Origin of the sequence: Marivivens sp. LCG002 (assembly GCF_030264275.1) — a bacterium.
In the GTDB taxonomy this organism is placed as follows: domain Bacteria; phylum Pseudomonadota; class Alphaproteobacteria; order Rhodobacterales; family Rhodobacteraceae; genus Marivivens.
Map to the genome: position 1 here is coordinate 1,287,432 of NZ_CP127165.1, position 21,138 is coordinate 1,308,569.

General features: G+C 51.8%; 16 protein-coding genes, 1 tRNA gene and 1 pseudogene. 7 read left to right on the top strand and 11 right to left on the bottom strand.

The window, feature by feature from the left end:
- Positions 1–170: 170 nt before the first annotated feature.
- From QQG91_RS06365 to QQG91_RS06400, 8 genes are all read right to left on the bottom strand, one after another.
- Complete coding sequence (locus QQG91_RS06365) at positions 171–1,148, bottom strand: GIY-YIG nuclease family protein (RefSeq protein ID WP_285772131.1); 978 nt, start codon at positions 1,146–1,148, stop codon at positions 171–173.
- The gene (locus tag QQG91_RS06370) at positions 1,141–1,656 is read right to left on the bottom strand and encodes a hypothetical protein (protein ID WP_285772132.1); all 516 of its coding nucleotides are present in this window, start codon (positions 1,654–1,656) and stop codon (positions 1,141–1,143) included. The genes QQG91_RS06365 and QQG91_RS06370 overlap by 8 nt, the downstream gene beginning before the upstream one ends.
- Before the next feature lie 9 nt (positions 1,657–1,665).
- The gene (locus tag QQG91_RS06375) at positions 1,666–2,595 is read right to left on the bottom strand and encodes a DUF5655 domain-containing protein (protein WP_285772133.1); all 930 of its coding nucleotides are present in this window, start codon (positions 2,593–2,595) and stop codon (positions 1,666–1,668) included.
- The gene (locus tag QQG91_RS06380) at positions 2,592–5,693 is read right to left on the bottom strand and encodes an HsdR family type I site-specific deoxyribonuclease (RefSeq protein WP_285772134.1); all 3,102 of its coding nucleotides are present in this window, start codon (positions 5,691–5,693) and stop codon (positions 2,592–2,594) included. The genes QQG91_RS06375 and QQG91_RS06380 overlap by 4 nt, the downstream gene beginning before the upstream one ends.
- Positions 5,686–6,858, bottom strand: coding sequence for an AAA family ATPase (locus QQG91_RS06385; RefSeq protein WP_285772135.1), 1,173 nt, complete (start codon positions 6,856–6,858; stop codon positions 5,686–5,688). Before QQG91_RS06385 ends, QQG91_RS06380 begins: the two co-directional genes overlap by 8 nt.
- Positions 6,855–8,021, bottom strand: coding sequence for a restriction endonuclease subunit S (locus tag QQG91_RS06390; RefSeq protein ID WP_285772136.1), 1,167 nt, complete (start codon positions 8,019–8,021; stop codon positions 6,855–6,857). Before QQG91_RS06390 ends, QQG91_RS06385 begins: the two co-directional genes overlap by 4 nt.
- Positions 8,018–9,562, bottom strand: coding sequence for a type I restriction-modification system subunit M (locus QQG91_RS06395; RefSeq protein ID WP_285772137.1), 1,545 nt, complete (start codon positions 9,560–9,562; stop codon positions 8,018–8,020). The genes QQG91_RS06390 and QQG91_RS06395 overlap by 4 nt, the downstream gene beginning before the upstream one ends.
- A 403-nt stretch (positions 9,563–9,965) precedes the next feature.
- Positions 9,966–10,247 (bottom strand): hypothetical protein, encoded by a 282-nt coding sequence (locus QQG91_RS06400; RefSeq protein WP_285772138.1) that lies wholly within the window; start codon positions 10,245–10,247, stop codon positions 9,966–9,968.
- Between the two features lie 244 nt (positions 10,248–10,491).
- Between QQG91_RS06400 and QQG91_RS06405 the strand changes: the two genes are divergently transcribed.
- On the top strand, positions 10,492–11,151 hold the full coding sequence (locus QQG91_RS06405; RefSeq protein ID WP_285772139.1) for a hypothetical protein: 660 nt from the start codon (positions 10,492–10,494) through the stop codon (positions 11,149–11,151).
- 716 nt (positions 11,152–11,867) lie between these two features.
- On the opposite strand, the gene QQG91_RS06410 is transcribed toward QQG91_RS06405, so the two are convergent.
- The 3 genes from QQG91_RS06410 to QQG91_RS06420 form a co-directional block, all read right to left on the bottom strand.
- Complete coding sequence (locus QQG91_RS06410; RefSeq protein ID WP_285772140.1) at positions 11,868–13,436, bottom strand: hypothetical protein; 1,569 nt, start codon at positions 13,434–13,436, stop codon at positions 11,868–11,870.
- A gap of 1,324 nt (positions 13,437–14,760) precedes the next feature.
- Complete coding sequence (locus QQG91_RS06415) at positions 14,761–16,023, bottom strand: DUF6538 domain-containing protein (RefSeq protein ID WP_285772141.1); 1,263 nt, start codon at positions 16,021–16,023, stop codon at positions 14,761–14,763.
- A 157-nt stretch (positions 16,024–16,180) separates the two neighbouring features.
- Positions 16,181–16,270, bottom strand: a tRNA-Ser gene (locus QQG91_RS06420).
- Between the two features lie 162 nt (positions 16,271–16,432).
- Between QQG91_RS06420 and QQG91_RS06425 the strand changes: the two genes are divergently transcribed.
- The 6 genes and pseudogenes from QQG91_RS06425 (at position 16,433) to proB (ending at position 21,129) form a co-directional block, all read left to right on the top strand.
- Entirely contained in the window at positions 16,433–17,257 is an 825-nt protein-coding gene (locus QQG91_RS06425) for a DUF2059 domain-containing protein (RefSeq protein WP_285772142.1), read from the top strand.
- A 195-nt stretch (positions 17,258–17,452) separates the two neighbouring features.
- A pseudogene (gene rplU, locus QQG91_RS06430) lies at positions 17,453–17,857 on the top strand (50S ribosomal protein L21); the annotation flags it as partial.
- Between the two features lie 18 nt (positions 17,858–17,875).
- Entirely contained in the window at positions 17,876–18,145 is a 270-nt protein-coding gene (rpmA, locus tag QQG91_RS06435; RefSeq protein ID WP_285772143.1) for a 50S ribosomal protein L27, read from the top strand.
- Positions 18,146–18,287: 142 nt separating this feature from the next.
- The gene (locus tag QQG91_RS06440) at positions 18,288–18,827 is read left to right on the top strand and encodes a GNAT family N-acetyltransferase (protein WP_285772144.1); all 540 of its coding nucleotides are present in this window, start codon (positions 18,288–18,290) and stop codon (positions 18,825–18,827) included.
- 170 nt (positions 18,828–18,997) lie between these two features.
- Entirely contained in the window at positions 18,998–20,035 is a 1,038-nt protein-coding gene (gene obgE / locus QQG91_RS06445) for a GTPase ObgE (RefSeq protein ID WP_285772145.1), read from the top strand.
- Positions 20,023–21,129 (top strand): glutamate 5-kinase, encoded by a 1,107-nt coding sequence (gene proB / locus QQG91_RS06450; RefSeq protein WP_285772146.1) that lies wholly within the window; start codon positions 20,023–20,025, stop codon positions 21,127–21,129. Before obgE ends, proB begins: the two co-directional genes overlap by 13 nt.
- The last annotated feature ends 9 nt before the right edge of the window (positions 21,130–21,138 follow it).

Here is a 21,138-nt window from a genome sequence, read left to right on the forward strand (position 1 = left end):
CCTTTCCAGATTCTCGCTGACATAAAATAATGTCCTAAAGATCATACTATTCCCCGTTCTATTGGGTCCGAACAAAAGCATGATCGGGTGTAGCTAGATCCCATGTTGAGAGCCAACGCCTTTGAAGTTTTCGATTTCGATCTGGCTCAGTTACATGACAGAATCGTTTTTTATCTCACGCCCTTGGCTTTACCAGGCGCAGCGAGAATTTTAGGCACTTTGGAAAAACAAAAAGTTTGGAACGCCCGCTCTATCGCAGACCAATCACCGGTGTAGAACTCTCCAGCTTGTGAGGTGAATTCTCTGTCAAAGAGCTCTTTCAATTCTGTTTCGTAGTTGTGTGCCGTATCGCCGTCTTCAAATGGCTGATTATGCTTGAGTTCCCATCTGCAAACCGCGCGATCAGGGAACCCTCCATTGACTTCGCGCAACCGCCGGTTCGGATCATTTGATCTGCCTATCTTCACCAGAGCTTTGCCGACATGAGGGCCTGTTTTTCCAAGCAGCGCCTCCGCATTCGCTGACAGCTTCATCAGATAGAGGTGGTTCTCTCCATCTTCATGGGTGGAGGTGCGGTCCCCGAAGCTAGGAGGAATACCCTTGGACGGCTTGAGCAGGTCGTTCATATAGCCGCTGACGAGTTCATACGCTGCGATGGGCGGTTCACCGTAGACGTTCACCTGCCCGACATGGTGGCTGAGCGCCCTGCGCTTTTCATCTGGCTCAAGCAGGACAGCCTTGGTTGTTCTCTCAAACCGCTTCTTGCTGTCATAGGCTATCGGCGCAATCGTCTTGATGTGAACCCGGTTTGTGACGCGCCATGCACGGACAACCTTCAAGCCGTAAGTCCACCGATCCTGAAAACCATGATCTAGCTTCCATTTCCTCGACTCCTCAGTCTGCCGGTCCATATCATGGCATCGCTCCAGTTTGACTTCCATGAAGCCAAGGGCCTGCCGCTGAAGATCGGTGTCAGTGAGAGAGTCTACAGCGCCGTAGATGAGGACAAGATCCCCGTCCTTCATCTTTGACAGCATGTCTTCGCGCTGAGCTTCGTGGGTGAAGCCGATGTAACCGGCTTCTTCGGGGTTGAAGCTGTAAAATGCGCGCACCCAGATCTGGCGGTCTTCGGGGAGGAGCTCACCCATCGGCACGCCCTTCAATCAGCTTCGGGAAGTTGGCTGAAAACGCCGCCAGAACTGCCGACCAATTGTCCGGATCGGATGGCCCCTTGCTGCGCACCACGTTGAGAACCGAATAGCCAGCATCGGACAATGCGTCGCGCAGGTCCCGTTCCAGTGCCGCAATCCGGTCGCGAATAGGTTTGTGCAGCTCCATCTGCTCACCGTGATCCTGCTCATCGGTCTTCCCTATCTCCGGAAAAATCGGCCCATAGGATACCAGATCGAACTGGGCGCATTTTTCCGGTTCGATGCCCTGTTCGGTAAGTAAGCGACGAAGGCTGTTGGAGGCTTTCTGAAATCCCAGATGCTGCCCCATCCGCGTGTAGGGCGTAGTCGCATAAGGGCTGCTATTGTCCCCGGTGCGCCCGACATACTGGCGCTCACCCTTCGGCGTGTCGATCCGCCAGACAAAGAGCCAGAACCCGCGTTGCAGCATCGGGTCGGGCAGGGTGAGGGTGTGGGGTTCCGCCATCACCCGACCTCACGCATTCTCATAGCTGCGCTCGAACAATGGCTTGGCTTTCTCGAAATCTTCCATCGAACGGATGGTGATTTCCAGATCGCCGGTGCCGAAATGGCCGATATTGCGCACGTTGCGGGTAAAGCCGTCTTCCAGCGCGATAGTGTCGGGGTCAACCTTGACGTGGACGATCAACTTGCGCTCCTGGGTCTTGATCTCGACGCAGGCGAAATTCTTGATCCGCTTGAACGCGAAATAGAAGCGCAGCACCTTGAACTGCACGTCATCCCCCAACCCTTCAAGATGCTCCTTTACCGTATCAAAGAGGGCGCGCAGCTCAACGTCCGCCCTGTCGAGATACTGCGACACGGTGGTGTATTTCTGCTTTTGCCCGCTGTCGGCTCCGCTCTCAGCCTTAGCTGCCGCGATCACGCCGTTCAGCGGAGCAGAGGCCGCATTAACCTGTTCCAACAGCAGCAGGTCATCATCGAATTTCATGTAGCGGATGAGTTCGATGTTGCGGTTCATCTGCTTGATCGCATGCTCGTCATAACGAGAGAAGTCGCCCGCGATGCATATAAGGCGCGGCGATGACCATTCGACTGATTGGGCGACCTTCTCGCCGAACTTCTTCAATACCAGCATCTCAAAATCGCCGCGGTGCGTCACAAGCCAGTCCAGATAAAACAGGCCCTGATTTATGACGTTCATGTTAGAGGAACGCTTATATTCGATGATCACAGGGCAGGAATTTTCATCTATGCCGAGCGTGTCCATCCGCCCTCCATGGTCGCGGCCAGTGGAAAACTCGGACGCCAAGAAGTGGACACCGAGAAAGGTCTCTAGGTTCTCCTCGATGAGCGTTTGCAGAGATTTCTCAAGCGCGAGCGAAGTGCCATGCACCTCGCAGACGTCCGTTCCGCCAATCCGGAAGAGTTTCAGATCGCTCATAGCTCGCCACCGACACCTTTGAACTTATCAACAAAGGCGGAAATCTTCTCAAATACTATCGCCTTCTTACTTCGGAACTGCGGGTTCAGCGGGCTCATTTTAGGCAATATGGCATTTAGGTCGGCCCCATTATCAGATGCGAACTCCCGTTTGACCGACATTGCGATATAGCGTTTTGCCGCCACGCGATTCAGATCTTCTGAAGCGATGATCTCCTCCACTTCGCGTCGTTGCTCTTGCCGAGCGAAGGCGAAGAACGCATTTATCAGGCTTGCTTTGTCGTCGAGTTGATCAAGGTCCTTCAGATTGATGAAGTCAACGATTAGGCTCTCTTTTGCTCGGTTGCCGAGGCTGGCTCGAATGGCGCGGCGGGCTTCATCAATCAGTCCTGCCTTGTCCTTCGACTTCTTGCTTTTTTCGAAAATCAGTTCGAGGATATAATCGAGGTTAATTTCCTGCGACTTGAGGAGATCAACCTCAAACACCACATCGTCCCAGTCGATGTTAGACTTTCCGTCATCGCTTGCACTTGTCTCTTTCCGCAACCAGTCGCGAATGTCGTTATAGGTCGACTTGTAGTCCTGGATCTTGCGTTCTGCTGGAAGATTAATTTTCGCCATTTCATGCAGGTCGTCGTCGTTCAGATAGTGCTGCGCCTTGAAACTCTCGACAGCCATTGCATCATTGACATCCAAACTTTGAAAAGCTTGAAGCGCTGCAAACTCATCATAATTCCGCAGGATATTCTCGGCCCTCAAATACTCACCAAACAGCTTCGCAAACGCTTTCTTATCTGTCTCCCTGTTGATCTCACCTGGGTTTGGAAAGCTGCTTTCAAGTTCATTCAAAATGTCGACGAAACCGCGTCGGGCATCCCCATTTTCCCGATCGTGGAAACCTTTCATGTATTCGTGATAGCTCTTTTCGAGAACGACATTTTTTGTGTTCTTGTCCCCGAACAGCGTGATCGCATCAATGGTAGCTTGTTCGAGATCGCGGAAGGCGACTATATTGCCAAACGCTTTGGTCGCGTCGTAGATCCGGTTCGTCCTAGAGAAGGCTTGCATCAACCCGTGAAATCGCAGGTTCTTGTCGACGAACAAAGTATTTAGAGTTGGCGCGTCGAAACCAGTAAGGAACATTCCGACTACGATCAGAAGGTCGACTTCTCTGGACTTAACGCGCTTCGCCAAGTCTCGGTAATAGTTTTGGAATCCTTGACCGTCGACGCCGAAGCTTGTCTTGAAATTGGCATTATAGTCGTTGATCGCCGAACTGAGAAATTCCTTCGCGCTGCTATTCATAGCTGAGACATCGAAACTCTCGTCCTGAATATCTCCGACGGCATCTTGCTCTTCATTCGCGGCGAAAGAGAAGATCGTCGCGATTTTAAGGGGTTTGTCGGTGCTTACCTGTAAGGTGCGCAACACCTCATAGTATAACTTTGCGGCATCCACGCTACTGACCGCAAACATGGCGTTGAAGCCATTGTTGCCGGACTTCAATCGGTGTGTCTTCTGGCGGAAATTGTTGAGGATATACTCTGAAACTTTCGTGATCCGTTCCGGATGCAGCAGGGCTTCTTTGTTTTCTGCAGCACTTAGCTTTTTCTGGTCCTGTTCGCTTTCAAAGGCTTTGAATTGCGGCCGCACATCATTGTAGTCGACTTTGAATTTTAGGACTTTTTCATCACGGATGGCATCGGTTATCACGTATGAATGCAACTCACGCCCAAACACGCTGGCGGTGGTTTCCGTGCCCAAAGCGTTCTCCGGGAAGATCGGTGTTCCAGTGAAACCAAACTGATAGAACCTTTTGAATTTCTTTTTCAGGTTCTTTTGCGCCTCGCCGAACTGGCTACGGTGGCATTCGTCGAAGATAAACACTACCTGCTTGTCGTAGACAGGCAAATCCGCTTCTGCCTTCATCAAGTTGTTCAGCTTCTGGATCGTGGTAACGATGATCTTGTTGTCGTCCTTCTCCAGATTGCGCTTCAACCCAGCAGTGCTCTCCGATCCGTTGACGCTGTCGGGAGAAAATCGTTGGTATTCCTTCATAGTTTGGTAATCGAGATCTTTGCGGTCGACTACGAAGAACACTTTGTCGATGAAATCAAGTTCAGTTGCCAGTCTTGCGGTTTTGAAGCTGGTCAGGGTCTTTCCTGAACCCGTGGTGTGCCAGATGAAGCCGCCGCTTTCAGGCTTGCTCCAAGTCTTGGTCAGAAAAGAACTGCGTATCTTCCACAGAATGCGTTCCGTCGCGGCGATCTGGTAGGGTCGCATGACCAGCAGGGTATCGCTTACATCGAATACTGAGTATTGCAGCAACACATCCAGAAGCGTGCGCTTTTGCAAGAAGGTCGCGGTGAAGTCCTTCAGATCCCGGATCAAGCCATTGTCTGATTGCGCCCAATTCATCGTGAAGTCGAAGCTATTTTTGTCGCGCTTCGTGGTGTTGGCGAAATATCGGGTGTCGGTGCCGTTCGAGATGATGAAGAGCTGCAGGAACTTAAAGAGTGAATTCTCGCTGTTGAAGCTCTCTTTGCTGTATCGATGGATCTGATTAAATGCCTCACGGATTGCCACTCCGCGCCGCTTTAGCTCGATCTGCACTATCGGCAGACCGTTCACCAAAATCGTCACATCATAGCGGTTCGCATGAGAGCCGGTTTGCTCGAACTGCTTGATCACCTGCAGCGTGTTGCGGGCCTTGTTGCGTTTGTCGACCAAATGGATGTTCTGAATACGCCCATCGTCAAAAACAAAATCATGGATGTAATCGTCATGGATTTTGCGAGTCTTGTCGAGGATCCCTTCGCTGGGCCTATCCAAATAAGTCTCGACGAAACGCGCCCATTCAGTATCTGAAAAGACGACGCTGTTCAGGTCCTGCAATTGCAGGCGGATGTTGGCGAGCATTGCCTGAGATGAGGTGATGTCGGAACGAAACTCATAGCCCTGATCGACCAGATCCCGAACCAGTTCACGCTCCAGATCATCTTCGCTCTGGTAGCCCTTGGCGGTATCCTCGATGCGCTTGTAGGCGTCCAGAACGATGAAATTCTTGCTCTCGGCAATGGGGGTCAGAGTCTCAACCATCCTGCGCGTCCTGCTTCCAATAACCGTAGTTGTTAATCAAATTTTCCAAAAGAACCGCCACGTCTTCCTTTTGAACATCTGTAGGTTCCGCTACTTCTTCAAATGAAAGTTCGCGATGACTAAAGTGGTTTGTCAGTTTCTTCAAATATTCCGCACGACCGGCTGGAGCCGTCGAGAGAAGTTTGGTCCAATGCTCATACCCCAAAAAGTTCGCTGTCTTTTCATATATGTTGCGAAGTAAATTAAAATGGAACTTCTGCACTTCATTTTTGGCAATTGCTTCTTTCAGTTCACTAATAAGATGGTGGTGGTAAGCAAAGCTTTTGTTGGCAGCGCCATTCTTGGCCTCAAGTGAGTATGTTCCGGCGGCATTTTTCCTAAGGAGGTATCGCGCAGCGCCGTTCAACTCTTTGCAAAGAACATTAAAGAACAGCGGATTGTGTGTAGTCACAACGTATTTCACGCCGCGGCCATTTTCAAATCGACTAGATGATATCAAACCTGCGAGATCAACAGCCAATTCTATTAAGTGGTTTTCATCAAGGGAGCTGACAGGATCATCAATGAACACATATTCGAGCTGATCAAATTCGTTGTCGTCGCGGTTGGCTGGGTCGGGCTCTTTGAGTATCTCATTGACCTCTAGTAAGAGCGCATAGAAGATGCTCCAAATTAAATTGCTTTCTTCGCCCTTGGAAATCTTTATGTTTTCCTGAATGTTGTTCCCGCCGGTGTATGCAAATCGCACTTCTTTGTGGGTTAGGACGTTGGTGCGTTTATCATCAATGATTTTAACCACAGTCTCAGGCGGGAACGTTGGGGTGACGCTCCGGCTCGTGTAGCGCTGGAAATTGCTGACGATATTGTGCTCTTGACCTCTGTTTTGCAAAATCCAGTCAATAAAAGTGTTGGGCTGGATCATAAGTTTATATTCATAATCATCGACTGGATCATTGTCCCAGTAGAACAGGTCTTCGGTGAAGGCGCTGTAGTAGAGGATCTTGTTACGGGCGGGGGTGTCGTGACCCTCGATCCTGGGGGCAATCAGCTTCTTCATCGCGCGGGACAGGCGGGTTTTGCCGGTGCCGTTGAAAGCGTATATCAATTGGACTTTTTTATTGGCATCGCGCAGCTGCTTGGCGATTTCTTCAAGGGTTTTGGTCATGCCTTATCCCCCTTGGGAAAGCTCAGCAGCAGATTGCGGTAATACTCATATTGCTTTTGCCGCAGCGCGATTTCGCGGGGCAGGCCTTCGCTGAGGGAGGTGGTCAGCGTGTCGAATGTGTCGAGGATGTTAGCGATGCGGGCTTGCTCGGCGAGGGAGGGGACGGGAATTTTCAGATTTTGCAAGTTTCCAACCGCTAAACCTGGCAGCGATCCTTGGGATGCATATTGATTTAGGTTCATGATCGTTAAGTAATGATAGGCCCAATCTACATTCATAGCCTCAGTTGCCCTGACAACAACAGCGTGTTCCGTTGCATAAAAAGCGCCCTTGGCTCGCTGGACATTCCCACACAATGCGCCTTGGCGACCAATTAGCAGGAAATCACCCACGTGACTTTTTTCTTGCACATAGCCACGAACTCCATTTCCCCCAAAACAGGGAAAAGCATGTGAATCGGACGCTTCTTTCTCGATGCCCGTTGCGCTAATATGCTGACCCGCGCGCAGATGGAAAACCTCCCCCAGCGTCTTCCACTCCACATCCCCGCCGTCAAAGCTGAGGAGTTGGTTGCGGTAGTGGTTGTATTGGGTTTTGCGGGCGGTAAGCTCTGCGGTAAGCTCTGCGGTCAGCGCGGTGAACGCGTCCAATATCCGCACAATCTCCCCCTGAATCGCCAATGACTTCTGCGGGTCCTCTGGGCAGGGGATGGGGATGAGGTATTGCAGAATATCTGATTTGCTTCCACGGGGCATTTTCGCCCCTTTAGAATGCTGGATGTTGTATTCAAAGAACTTTTCGTCGGACAATACCTGATAAAGATAGCTGGGTGAAATGCTTGGCGATTTGAGATTGACGACCAGCACATCACCATTCGTTCCGCCGCTCCGATCAGCCAGCCAAATTTTTCGAAGATACGGCCTGATGTTACCGATTAGGATATCGCCTTCACGGTATTCGGTTAGGTTTCCGCTGGTGGGAACGTAATTAGATTCAACCCGTCCGCCCCTGTTTTGAACGAGATTGTCAACTCCTACATAATTGGATTTATCTACGGCTTGGAAACCAATACGAGTTTCTGAGTAGCCCGCGATACTCGCAAGCGGCAGCCATTCCACCGCCGCCCCATCCAAAAGGCGCTCCAGATAGCCCAAACCACTCACGCCTCGATCTCCGCCACGATCGCGTCGATCTGCGCGCGTAGATCGGTGATCCGTTCCACCGTCTTCGCAATATCGGCGTTAAGGGTGACAATATCCGTCACTTCGCGCGTATCCTTTGGCTCCACATAGGCGCTGACCGAGAGGTTATAATCATTATCCATGATCTTTTGCTGGCTGATGTTCTGCGCCACATGCGGCACTGCCTCTTTGCTGGCAAAGAGCCGCAGCACCTCGTCGATGTGGCGGTCCTCCATCAGGTTGGTGTTGGTGCTTTTGCGGAAAAACGCCTCGCCGCTGGCATCAATAAACTGCACATCGGTGTTTTGCTTGTTTTTCGCCAGCACAAGGATCGTCACCGCGATGGTGGTGCCGAAAAACAGATTGGGCGCCAGCGCGATGATGGTTTCGACATAGTTGTTGTCGACCAGATATTGGCGGATCTTCTGCTCCGCCCCGCCGCGATAGAAGATGCCTGGGAAGCAGACAATCGCCGCGCGGCCTCGCGACGAGAGGTAATGCAGCGCGTGCAGGACAAAGGCAAAATCGGCCTTGGATTTTGGGGCCAAGACGCCCGCGGGGGCAAAGCGTTCGTCGTTGATTAGGGTCGGGTCGTCCGACCCCTTCCATTTCACCGAATAGGGCGGGTTGGAGACGATGGCGTCAAAGGGTTTGTCGTCCAGAAAATGCGGGTCTTCCAGCGTGTTGCCGTGCTGGATGTTGAACTTGTCGTAGTTGATGTTGTGCAAGAACATGTTCATGCGGGCGAGGTTGTAGGTGGTGTAGTTGATTTCCTGCCCGAAGAAGCCGTCTTCAATGATGTGGTCATCGAAGTGCTTCTTGGCCTGCAAGAGGAGCGAGCCAGAGCCGCAAGCGGGGTCGTAGATCTTGTTCACGCGGGTTTGGCCGTGCATGGCGAGCTGCGCGATCAGCCTGGACACATGCGCGGGCGTGAAGAACTCGCCGCCCGACTTGCCCGCGTTGGCGGCGTAGTTGGAGATCAGGAATTCGTAAGCATCACCGAAGGGGTCGCCTTGCGCGTCCGCGAAGTCGAGCTTTAGCCCTTCCACTCCTTTGAGAACTTTGGCAAGGCGGTCGTTCTTTTGTGCAACGGTATTGCCGAGGCGGTTACTGGTGGTGTCGAAATCCGAGAACAGGCCTTTGATGTCTTGCTCAGAGGCATAGCCATTTGCCGAACCTTCGATTGCCTTGAAGACTGCAGCGAGGTCCGTGTTCAGGCTTTCGTTGGTGTTTGCGGATTTGGCCAAATTCTTGAACAACTGTGAGGGGTAGATGAAATAGCCTTTCGTCTTTACAGCATCGTCGACAACCTCATTGGGGATATCCGCGTCACGCATGGCCGCGTAGTTGACGCTCGGATCACCGCCTTCGATGTAGGTGGTGAAGTTCTCGCTGACGAACCGGTAAAAGAGAGCGCCCAAGACGAATTGCTTGAAATCCCATCCGTCGACGGCCCCGCGCACATCATTAGCGATAGCCCAGATCTGGCGGTGTAATTCTTCTCGTTGCTGCTGGCCTGTCATTTTTGTTTCTCTTCTTTTTGCTGCTGGGCTGTCCAGCGGTTGATCTCTTTCTTGCGAAAGCACCACACCCCTCCAACCTTAAATTCGGGCCCTTTACCTTAGGGCGCGAACTGATTAGCCGTCTTTTCAACTAATTTGCGCTGGTGGGCGAGTTCTCTCACGTCATAAAGTCATCTTTGAGCATTCGGGAATGTCCCTTCAGATGGGTCTGGATTGAAAGTAGATGAACCTGAAGGCGGCTACAAGCTCGGCAATCAGAACGTGTGCGAATGACGAATGGCATGTTCGCTAAGCAAGTCAGGCAAGTCCGCAATGGGCAAGCATCGTTCACGCCATGAAGCTTCACCGAATATCTACTCAGTGCAGTTTAAAAAATATGAGTTTCTTTCAAAAAATTTTTTAATCAGCGGGGGAACGGTTTTGGACCTTCAAGCCTCAATTTTAGCCTTTCGATCTCAGTGGATTTCAACTGCGCCCTCGTGATGAATTCATGCCAATCTTCCAGTTTGGCGTTATCGGACACAGGATAATACGCGAGAAGTTCATTGAGCGACTTCGTGCCGGTTTGCTCAATGTTAGTGATGTGTTGCATTTCCGGTGGTGTCGAAAAGAATGGCGCGCCAAGCCGAACCAGAGAACCACCAAAATACCTTTCGTTATGGTTTTCCCAAGCGCGACGCGTCATAATGCAGGCTTCTTGGAGCGAGATCAAACTTCTGCGCGCATCAGCACAAACCCGCAGACTCTCGTTATGAACGAGGGACAGGTGGGGGGCAGGTCAAGGGGGCTCGACTTCGGTTGAAGTGTATTCTGAATGTGGAGACTGGAACGCATTACTTTTGTAACTCGACGGAGAAATTGAAAATTATTTTATAAATAAATTTTTCGAGCTAAACTGATACGATAATTTGTTTTTGTGGGATACCTCGATGGTTAAGTTAAAATCAAGCTTGGCGCTTGTGTCAGCGGTTGTTGTGGTGCCATCAATGGTCGCAGCGGGAGCCTGTGATTATCGGCCAAGTCAATTAATCGGTGGTATTGGCGCAGGTGCCGCGGCGGCATCAGCTGGCGCACTAGCAACAGCTGGATTGGGCGCCAAAGCGGCTGGGTTCTACACACTAACTAATGCGGTGACTGGTGCCACTATGATTGGATCCACTGCAGGAGGTGCCTCGGCCGCCGGAACTGTTGGAATCATGGGTGGCACGGGAGGCTTGATAGGCACAGCCGCTGCGATCGTAATGGCACCTGCAACCATTATTGCGGGCTTGTTTGTTGGGGCAGGTGTGCTGACTTACGAAGGCGTATGTTATTTTGCGGTCGATAGGGTCGACGATCCGAAGGTAGTTAATGAGATTGTTGATAATCTTGCTAGTAACGCTGATCCTGAATTCTTGAAAATTGTAGAGCTTGAAGGGGAGCGATACCTTCTGATTGCGGATGAACACGATGATAGTCTGAAAGCGATTGCCTGGAAAAAATACGAAATCGATAAGCTCTATATCGAAAATGGGATGTTGAAGCACAAGGACTTTGGACCAAACTCCCAAATTGGGAAAGTTTCACTAGTCAGCGAGGCATCCGAATGATTTGTAGCAGGAAGCACGGTTGGTCGTTTGAATGCTCTTAGGTCTAGCCCGAAAGTCTATCATACTTCTGATCTTGGTTGTATCGCTTGCGGTAACTTCATTATCTTTGGCAGTATTCGTATTTAGCCTATCAGCGGCTCTGTCCGCTTCAGTCGCGGCGTCCGCGATATCTCATCGAAAAGACATATCTAGGGCTGTTCTGAAAGCTAAAGCAAAATCTCGGCTCCAAAGGCTTATAGCTGCGACCCCAATCATAGGCCTAGCAGCAGTGGGCTATTTTGAAGAGCAGGACTATCAAGAATGGCTAGAGCAAAACCCAGACGGGACGAGAGCCAGTTATGGCTGTGAAATGGCATTAATTACTGCAGAGGTTCTCGAGGAGGTTATTTTGGAGTTACCCGAGGCACTGAGGCTACAACCTGAAACACTGTCTAGTTTAATGGCTGATGTCGCCGATTGTGTGAGTTAAGAACTAGAAATTGGGTAAGAGGGCTAGGCTTAAAGCGTTGGTCGAACTCAGAGGTTTTGAGCTCGCGGGCATAGTAAGGGATGTGGTGGAAGGTCTAATATAGATACCATTCCCATATCTATGCTAGAATTTATAGAACTTCGGGGCATGGCAAGTGCTAGTTGGTCTATAAATATTTATGGTTGGAAAAATTTATAAAATGAATAATTACCGGTGATATAGTGAACATATAGTAAGCAGAGTTATCTCAGTAAAAGTAGCTATTTCTTTCTGGGGGAGGCATGTTGGCAGGCGTAAAGTCCTTAAATTCTGCGATCGGACGCTGAATTGCCAAACATGATGTCCACGACCAGACTTCTTTAAGGTCATTGCTTGATGGCAGAATTTGTTCGATTACTTCATCATGCGACCGCTCTTCGATAGGTGCTCGCTTCGCTGAAAGTCTTCTATCTGATGTGTCACTCTCAAGGGTCGCTACTAGGGCCTCTGAGATCAATTTGGCCTCTATATCGGCTTTCAAATCACTAATATTGGTAAGCAAATCTGTCAGGCAGTCTGAAAACTCGACAGCTTTGGCCGCAGTCATCCCAGAGTTGCGCTCGAATGAAAACAAATCTTTCTGTGCCAGATGAGATTTAAGCCGAGCCCGGCTCGCTATGTCGGATGTGTTGGGATCATAATTTTTGATCCTGAGAATTGGTTCTTTGAAGTAAAATCCGGGAGAATACCCCATATATCTGCCGCATAGGATATTGGTTATGGGACGATCATCGGCATGCTTGTCAGCTTCCAAAGGTCTTCTTGAATAATTAGATTTTTCGGGACCTTCCGTTCTGGGATCCTTTCTCACCATAAGTAGAGCTTGCCGATTACCGCTCCTGACCTTAGCGGGAGCTTCCAGTTTATATTGTTCCGAGCGCCGATAGTCAGCGAAGGGACCGCCCGGCCGGAACATTTGCTTTGCTTTCATGGCGATAGCTAGGGTTCTGATAGTCGATTGATCGAGGGAAGCGATCTTTAGGATGTCGTCAGATTTTGTAATATATTTTGCGACGGCTTGAATATTTCTAACAGGCCCAGCGTTTGGTTGATAAGAAGACGCATCGTCAATGCAGTCTAGTCTTCTCTGGCGCGCATGGGCGTCGTAGAGCGCTTTTCGGGGCATCTCCAAAATACAGTTAGCGTGGACATGGAAGCTGTTTGTTTTTGCTGAAGAGGCAAGTTCAATGGTGGTCAGAATTATTTCTGACTGATGATGCCTCCTAAGTTCTTGCCTCAGAAGTTTAATTTTTTCATTGAGCTGGTTGACCTGCTGGCCGACACCGTCAGCCATGACGCGGGGTCCAACTGTTAAGATGTGATATTCTAGTCCGTTGCTCCTGCGCATCTTTTGACGAGCATAGGATTCAAAGTCTGCTCGGATTTGCGCCGCTTTCTTGTAGTGCTGGCTAGGGACTAGGTTGGAGTTTGCGTGCTTGAATGTTTCAAGGCGAACCTTTCCGCTGATAGCGCCAACATGAGCGATGTTACCTATTGGGTCGGATGTTCCTTGGATGGCTTCTGTGACTTTTCTATTGGCCAACTCAATCGTTGCTAACCATGCAAAGTGCTTGGTATGGGCAGTTGGCGTAATAAATTTACCGTCTTCGAGCGCATCAAGTTGATCCTTTGATATGATCCCTCGGCAGCTATTCACTCTCTCCTTGAAAAGGTCTTCTGCGTAAAAGATCGTCGGATATTTATCCGCAAAGTTCTCCGAAATAAATTTATCCGTAGCGATGCTTGGGCTCGCTTCAGATGCTTGAAAATGGCACATTACATGCCTCCGCTTAAGTAAATCCATAAGCGGTAAAATAGTTACAAGGTATTAATTTTTTGCTTAAAGAAATTGCATCTTAACGAGTCCTTCAGGTTTTTACCCAGCTCTCAATGACTAGTGGACTTAACTTTGGATCGATTCAGGTAAGCTGAGCTGCCTGAAGCTAGTAAACGTAGTATGCTGGTCCGAGGGCCTTCGTGGAGCCGCGCAACAGGGGTGCCTGAGGTAGGCTGCAGTTTTATAAATTTTGATCAAGTCGCCTGTCAGGCGAGAAGGATGCTGAATATTTTCGAAGTGGTCCTTGAATTATTCATTCAACCTCGGGATCTGTGTCCGACCATGTAGGTTTGCCGTTGCTGGCTGTGATGAATCTCTTTGCAAATCAACACTGCTTGCAAAAGCTTCGGAGTGGCGAATTATAAAACGCCCTGGTCCGAGCGTTGAGTTTTCCCACTTAAGCTTACGAAGGGTTTTGAGCACGCAGATCAGTGCTTGCTCTAAAGTGGTGCTTTCGGTTGTCCTTCAAGACCGAGCAGAAAGCCGCGCGGATAATTCGAATTAACCAATCACGAGGGTCAGGGAAGCCAATCAACCTGTGTGTGAGCAGATCCGTGCGGTGTCCGTTGTCCTGCTGTACCAGGATCCAGACGCAGTCGAAGCAACCGCCTAGATGTGAGGACGCAGGTAGCCAACCTGTTTGCCAACATACCACGATTAAAAGTTACAGGTTCCCTGAATTTATTTTTGAGCCTTGCAGCCAGGCAACTGCCCGAGGTTCAGGTGGTATTTTTATAATAATAATTTTGAGTGATCGGCAAAGAGTGGCTCGAGCCTTACCGTTGATTTCGTTCGCGTGGAATAGATCGTGCGGCGCGAATTCCTCAACCAGTTCCAAAGCCGGATTGATGGGAAAATAATTCGATCAGCCAAAAGGTCATCATGCAGTGGTCTGGAGGTAATCAAATATGTCTGATCAATCTTTTTTTTGCTTATTTATAAGGGCCAAATCGATTTTGGCCAAGATGTTAATAGTTACGAAATCATTGAGTCAATTTTACCTAGGGAAGGAGTTGTTCCTTCGGGTTTGCCCGCCTTAGGGCCCTAAGGATTAATTAATGAGAATAGGAAAAATTGAATCTTACAGGTCCAGGTTGGACGATCTCGAAGCTGAATTACAAGCATCTATGGCAACAGTTGCAGGGGGTCTCGATAGCAATGAGGCTTACTTGCCGATTTTTAGAAGACTGGAAAAAGAGCATGAATCTGTGAAGGCGGAGAAAGCTGCGCTTGAGCGCGCAAGATCTTTTCGGTCAATTGATGCCTAGAGAGCGATCTTGCTAAGTTCGCTTGCTATAAATTCTAATCCGCCTGCTTGGCCGTATTTTTGTCGGCCAAGCGAGTGCCCCATGAGTTCACGGCGCACTCTTTCGTCGATACCCGCTCGTATCATCCGATCTTCAAAACTGTGACGTAAGCTGTAGACCACTTGGTTATCGGATTCGAATAAATTATTCTCTCTAAGGAATTTATTGAGTGTGCCAGATAGAGATGAAGTGCGTTCTCGATAATGAGGGAAACCATTTGGGAAATCACTAAATGCTTTCAATGAGATCCCGACCAGCGGTATCACACGGCGAGAGGTATTGTTCTTTAACTGCCTGCCCGGCTCTGGAGCGATGAGAATATGAGGAGTTTCATGGTTGAGGCGAATGCGCTCTGGCGTTAGGCCTGCTGCCTCACTCGGACGGTAACCGGTGTTGATCATTCCCAAAAATATTGCTCTTGCTTCCGCGTTGAGGCCCCGGAGGGCATCTTCTGGCATCAAACGGTTTTTGATCCACTCATCGGAGAACGGTAGTCGCTCTGCTTTTGGTCTTTCCTTCAACTTCAAGCCGTTGATTGGGAGATCTAGTCCTAGTCCTTGAAGGTCATTTACTTTTTTCAGTATGCCAACCAAGTGCACGAAATCTTTGTTCGCTGAGTTAGGTGTCATATTTTCTGTTTGTATTCTCCCAGCCCACCAGTCGCGGAACTGCATCATATGTGTGCGGTTCAACTTTGAGAGTTCAATATCACCTACGACGTCGATGAAATTACTGATGGCTTTCTTGCGCGGATTAGCCCACTTACGCTTTTGGTCTTCGCTTTTTCCGAGGATCAAGTCAGGCGTGATTTTCAAGTATTCTTCAAGTGCGCCTGAGATCGTTAGGGAGGGGGCCTCATATGCACCGAGGATGGCGGGCGCCAAGTGGTCACCGCCTCTTTTAACGACATCGATGCGTTTCAGGAGGTCGAAGATTGGAAGTTCTGCGACCTGTTTCGCGGGTAGGTAATCGAAGCCATGATTGTTTGCGAGTGATTTGGCGCCAGCAAACCGTTCGTAGGCATCTGCGCTATTGCCTTGCAGCAACGCCTCCCATCCTCTGATCATTTTTTCCCAGACTATAGGTTCTTTAGCTTGGGCTTCTTTGAGCGAGTCAGTCTTTAGTGAAATCCAAACCTCTTTTCGCCGCTCAATGGACTGATACTGAGTTGGAACGTGACGACGAAGATAATAAACATTGTTGCGGATAAGAAGAGACATACGGGCTCCAAAAAAATATGGGATACCGTAGCAAAAACCGTAGCAAAAATCAAAGCAGTATGCGGTGTTGGGGACGTCTTATTTGGGTATTGCGCCTTCAACGCACTGATATTACTCAGTTTTTTGAATGATTGCATCTAGTAACTGGGATGCAAAATGGCGGAGAGACAGGGATTCGAACCCTGGGTGGGCTTGCACCCACAACGGTTTTCGAGACCGCCCCGTTCGACCGCTCCGGCACCTCTCCGCGGTCTTGGTGAGGGGCGTTTACTGATACCTCGAAACGGGTGCAAGAGGTAATTTACATTTTTGTGCGAAATCCCTCTCCAAGGTGCTGAACTCTTTGTCATTTGCTTGGAAGTCTCGGCTTGGCCCATTAGTATATGAAGCAGATCGGGGAGTTTTGCAGATGATGAATGCTATAAGAGCCGTTGCTTTTTCCTGCGCCGCGGCAATGCCGGCCGCCGCCGAAGTGCAGCCCGCTGAGATGGAAGAACTCTTTGCGCTTCTCGGGCAGGACCAGATCGTCGAGGTGATGCGTCAGGAAAGCTTTGCCTATGGCGAGAATATCGCCGAGATGTTCTTTGGCGCGGGCGATGCGGCTTGGGACGCGCAGTTGGAGGCGATCTATCGCGCCGACTGGATGCGTGAACAGTTGATTTCGGGCTTTGCCCGTGAACTCGACGGCGAAGATCTCGGTGCAATCACGGCCTATTTCGAAACCGATCCGGGCGCGCGGATTGTCGAACTCGAGGTCGCGGCGCGCACGGCAATGCTTGATGATGCGGTCTCGGACGCGGCCAAGGCCTCGGGGGCCGAGGCTCTTGCCGATCCTTCCGCCAAGATGCGCCTCATTCAGGAGTTCGTCGAAGTAAACGACCTGATCGAAATGAATGTGGTCGGCGGCATGAACGGGAATTATGCCTTCTTTATGGGGCTCCTCGACAATGGCGCATTCGAAGGCCAGACCACGGCCGACACACTCCTGAGCGATGTTGCCAATCAGGAGGCCGAAATCCGCGCCTCGACGACCGAATGGATTTATGGGTTCCTCAACCTTGCCTACAGCCCGTTGTCCGAAGCCGATCTTGAAAATTACATCGCCTTTAGCCGAACCGAGGCGGGCAGGGCGCTCAACAAGGCGCTGTTCGTCGCCTATGACGATCTCTTCAATGCGCTCAATCGTGCGGTCGGGGCGGCAGCAGCGGCGCGGATGAAACAATCCGAGCTCTAGGAAAGACTGGGGTTTCGGGCCTATTGGCTGTTGACTTTTGGGGGAAATCTCACGATAAGCCGCCATCTCGACAGGTCTTCTGTCGGGACACTTGAAAATCTCGCCCAAACGGGCGCGCTGTCAAAGGGTAGCACTTAGGTGCATCGAACGCCTCGCAAGAGGGACCTGCCGACGCGGAAAATGAAGGAATATCATATGTTTGCGGTTATCAAAACCGGCGGCAAACAGTATAAAGTCGCTGCAGGCGACGTACTGCGTGTCGAGAAACTGGCCGCCGAAGCTGGCGACAAAATCCAGTTCAACGAGATTCTCATGATCGGTTCGACCGTTGGTGCTCCGCTTGTTGCAGGTGCCGGCGTTCAGGCTGAAGTGATCGACCAGATCAAAGGCGAAAAGACCATCAGCTTCGTGAAGCGTCGTCGTAAGCACGGCTCCAAGCGTACCCGTGGTCACCGTCAGCAACTTACCCTCGTCCGCATCACCGACATCGTTGAGTCGGGTGCAGACAAGTCGGGTGTAAAAGCTGCGATCGGCGCATCGACCAAGGTCGTCGAAGCTGCCCCGAAGAAAAAGCCGGCTGCCAAGAAAGCAGCTGCCAAAGTAGAGGAGTAATCCCCAATGGCACACAAGAAAGCAGGCGGTTCATCCCGTAACGGTCGTGACTCCGCTGGTCGTCGTCTCGGCGTTAAGAAGTTCGGTGGCGAAGTTGTTGTTGCTGGCAACATCATCGTTCGTCAGCGCGGCACCAAAGTCTGGGCTGGTCAGAACGTAGGCATGGGCAAAGATCACACGCTCTTTGCGACTGCCAACGGCGCTGTAAAGTTCCACACCGGCCTCAAGGGCCGCACCTTTATTTCGGTTCTCCCCGTGGCGGAGGCCGCTGAGTAAGCCGAAACCCTAAAGGTTGCAGAAAATCGGGGATCGGCACTGCCGGTCCCCTTTTTGTTTTTCGTCAGTGACATAAATAGTTTGTAGACGGTGCCTAATGGGAGCAGTGCACAGGTCGTTAGCTTTTCGAGGAGGAAAGCATATGTTGGATAAAACGTGGTCTCAACCTGTCGTTGCGGCAGAGCGTTTCGTGATGCGTCCGCTGCGCAAGTCCGATGCAGGTCTGATCTCTATGTATGCGGCGGACAAGCGCGTGGCACTTGGCACACGCTCGATCCCGCATCCTTTGCCGCCGGGCAGCACCGAAGCCTTTATCGAGCGTGCGCTCAAAGAGGACCGGAGCGAGGATGTCTGGGCGATCGACGGTTCGGATTTCGGTTCATCCGAGGTGATGGGCATCATCAGCCTCGAGCGGATGGAGCGCAGTCAGAGCGAGATCTTCTATTGGGTCGCGCCTGCCTTCTGGAACACGGGTGTAGCAACGGCTGCGGTTCAGGCCATGGTCGCAGCAAATCCGCACGGGGCGGCGACGCTCTTTGCCGAAGTGTTTCAGGATGCACCCGGATCGGCGCGTGTCCTGACCAATTGCGGGTTCGAATATCTGGGCGACGCCGAAGCCTTTTCGGTGGCGCGCAACAGCAAGGTCCCAACCTGGACCTATACGCTCAAGATGACGCGATAAAACGCGGCTGACGGGGCGGCATGCGGCTGGCCCCGATGGAAATTCCAAGGGGCCACCGCTCGAACGGTGGCCTTTTTGTCGTTTGGCATGTTGCAAGCCAAGCCGCACCTTGAGAAGCGCTGCCGAATAGACTAGTGCAACAACCTAAGTTTTTATTGAAAGCACCACACATGAAGTTCCTTGATCTGGCAAAAGTTTACATTCGCTCCGGCGCGGGCGGGAACGGATGTGTGTCCTTCCGAAAAGAAAAGTTCATCGAGTTCGGCGGCCCAGACGGCGGCGACGGCGGCCACGGCGGTGATGTGATCGCTGAAGCGGTCGACGGATTGAACACGCTGATCGATTTTCGCTATCAACAGCACTTCTTTGCCGAGAACGGACGCCCTGGTATGGGCAACGGTCGGACGGGTCCCAGCGGGGATGACATCATCCTGCGCGTTCCCGTCGGCACAGAGATCATCGACGAGGACGAGGAAACCGTCATCGCCGACCTGACCGAGGTCGGTCAGCGGATCGTTCTGGCCAAGGGTGGCAACGGCGGATGGGGCAACTTGCACTTCAAAAGCGCCACGAACCAGGCGCCGCGCCGCGCCAACCCCGGTCAGGACGCAATCGAGCGGACCATCTGGCTCCGGCTCAAGCTGATTGCCGATGCGGGTCTTCTCGGGCTCCCGAATGCGGGCAAGTCGACCTTCCTTGCCGCGACCTCCAACGCACGTCCCAAGATCGCCGATTACCCCTTTACCACGCTCGTTCCCAATCTCGGGGTCGTCGCGGTCGATGGTCATGAATTCGTTGTCGCAGATATTCCCGGTCTTATCGAAGGCGCCTCCGAAGGGCGCGGTCTTGGCGATATGTTCCTCGGGCACGTAGAGCGTTGCGCCGTGCTTTTGCATCTTGTGGATGGAACCTCCGGTGATCCGGTGGGCGACTATGAGACCATCATCGGCGAGCTTGAGGCCTATGGTGGCGATCTCGCCGACAAGCCGCGCGTCACCGTGCTGAACAAGATCGACACGCTTGACGATGAAGAGCGCGCCTTCCTCAAATCCGAACTGGAAGAGGCGACAGGCGAGACAGTGCTTTTGATGTCGGGCGCGACGAGTGAAGGCGTCACCGATGTGTTGCGCGCTCTGCGCCGCGAAATCGAAGCGGGCCGCGCCGCCGAACGTGGAGGCGATGAGGAGGATGCGCCTTGGCGACCCTAAGTGAAGCCAAACGGCTTGTTGTCAAAATCGGTTCGGCGCTTCTTGTAAATCGTGACACCGGCGCATTGCGTCAGGACTGGCTTGTGTCGTTGGCCGAGGATGTGGCGCGGATCAGGGCGCGTGGCACCGATGTCGTCCTTGTGTCGTCGGGGTCGATTGCCCTTGGTCGCGGTGTTCTGGGGCTCCCCAAGGGGAACCTTGCGCTTGAACAATCGCAAGCGGCTGCGGCTGTCGGTCAAATCCGGCTTGCGCGGGCCTATGAAGAGGTGCTCGCCCCGCTCGGGATCGTCACGGGACAGGTGCTTGTCACGCTCGAAGATAGCGCGGACCGCCGCCGCTATCTCAATTCGCGCGCCACGATGGAAACGCTTTTGTCGCTCGGCGTTACGCCGATCGTGAACGAAAACGACACCATCGCGACCGATGAGATCCGCTATGGCGACAACGACAGGCTTGCCGCTCAGGTGGCCGTGACCGTCGGGGCGGATCAGCTCATTCTTCTGTCGGATGTCGACGGTTTTTACAGTGGCAATCCGAACATCGACCCCACCGCCAAGCGTTTCGACGTGGTCGAGCGTTTGACCCCCGAAATCGAAGCTATGGCAGGAGAGGGCGTTTCGGGCCTCTCCAAGGGCGGGATGATCACCAAACTTCTTGCTGCGCGGATGGCGACGGACGCGGGTTGCGATATGGCGATCACATTAGGATCGACCATTAACCCTTTGACTGCGCTTGAAAACGGTGCGAACTGCACGTGGTTCAAAGCGCATGTCGACCCCAAAGATGCCCGCAAAAGCTGGATCGGCTCGATGAAGCCCAAGGGCAGCGTTCACCTTGATGCGGGCGCGATGACCGCGCTCCAGAACGGCAAGAGCCTCTTGCCTGCGGGGGTGACCTCGGTTCAGGGGCAATTCGGGCGCGGTGATCCGATTGAAATTCTCGGGACCCAAGGCGAGCATTTGGGCATCGGCCTTGCCCGCTATACCGCCGCCGAGGCGCGATTGATCATGGGGCGCCGCTCTGCCGAGATCGAAAGCATTTTAGGTTACGAAGGTCGAGCCGCGCTCATCCATCGTGACGACATGGTTATTTAAGGAGAGTGT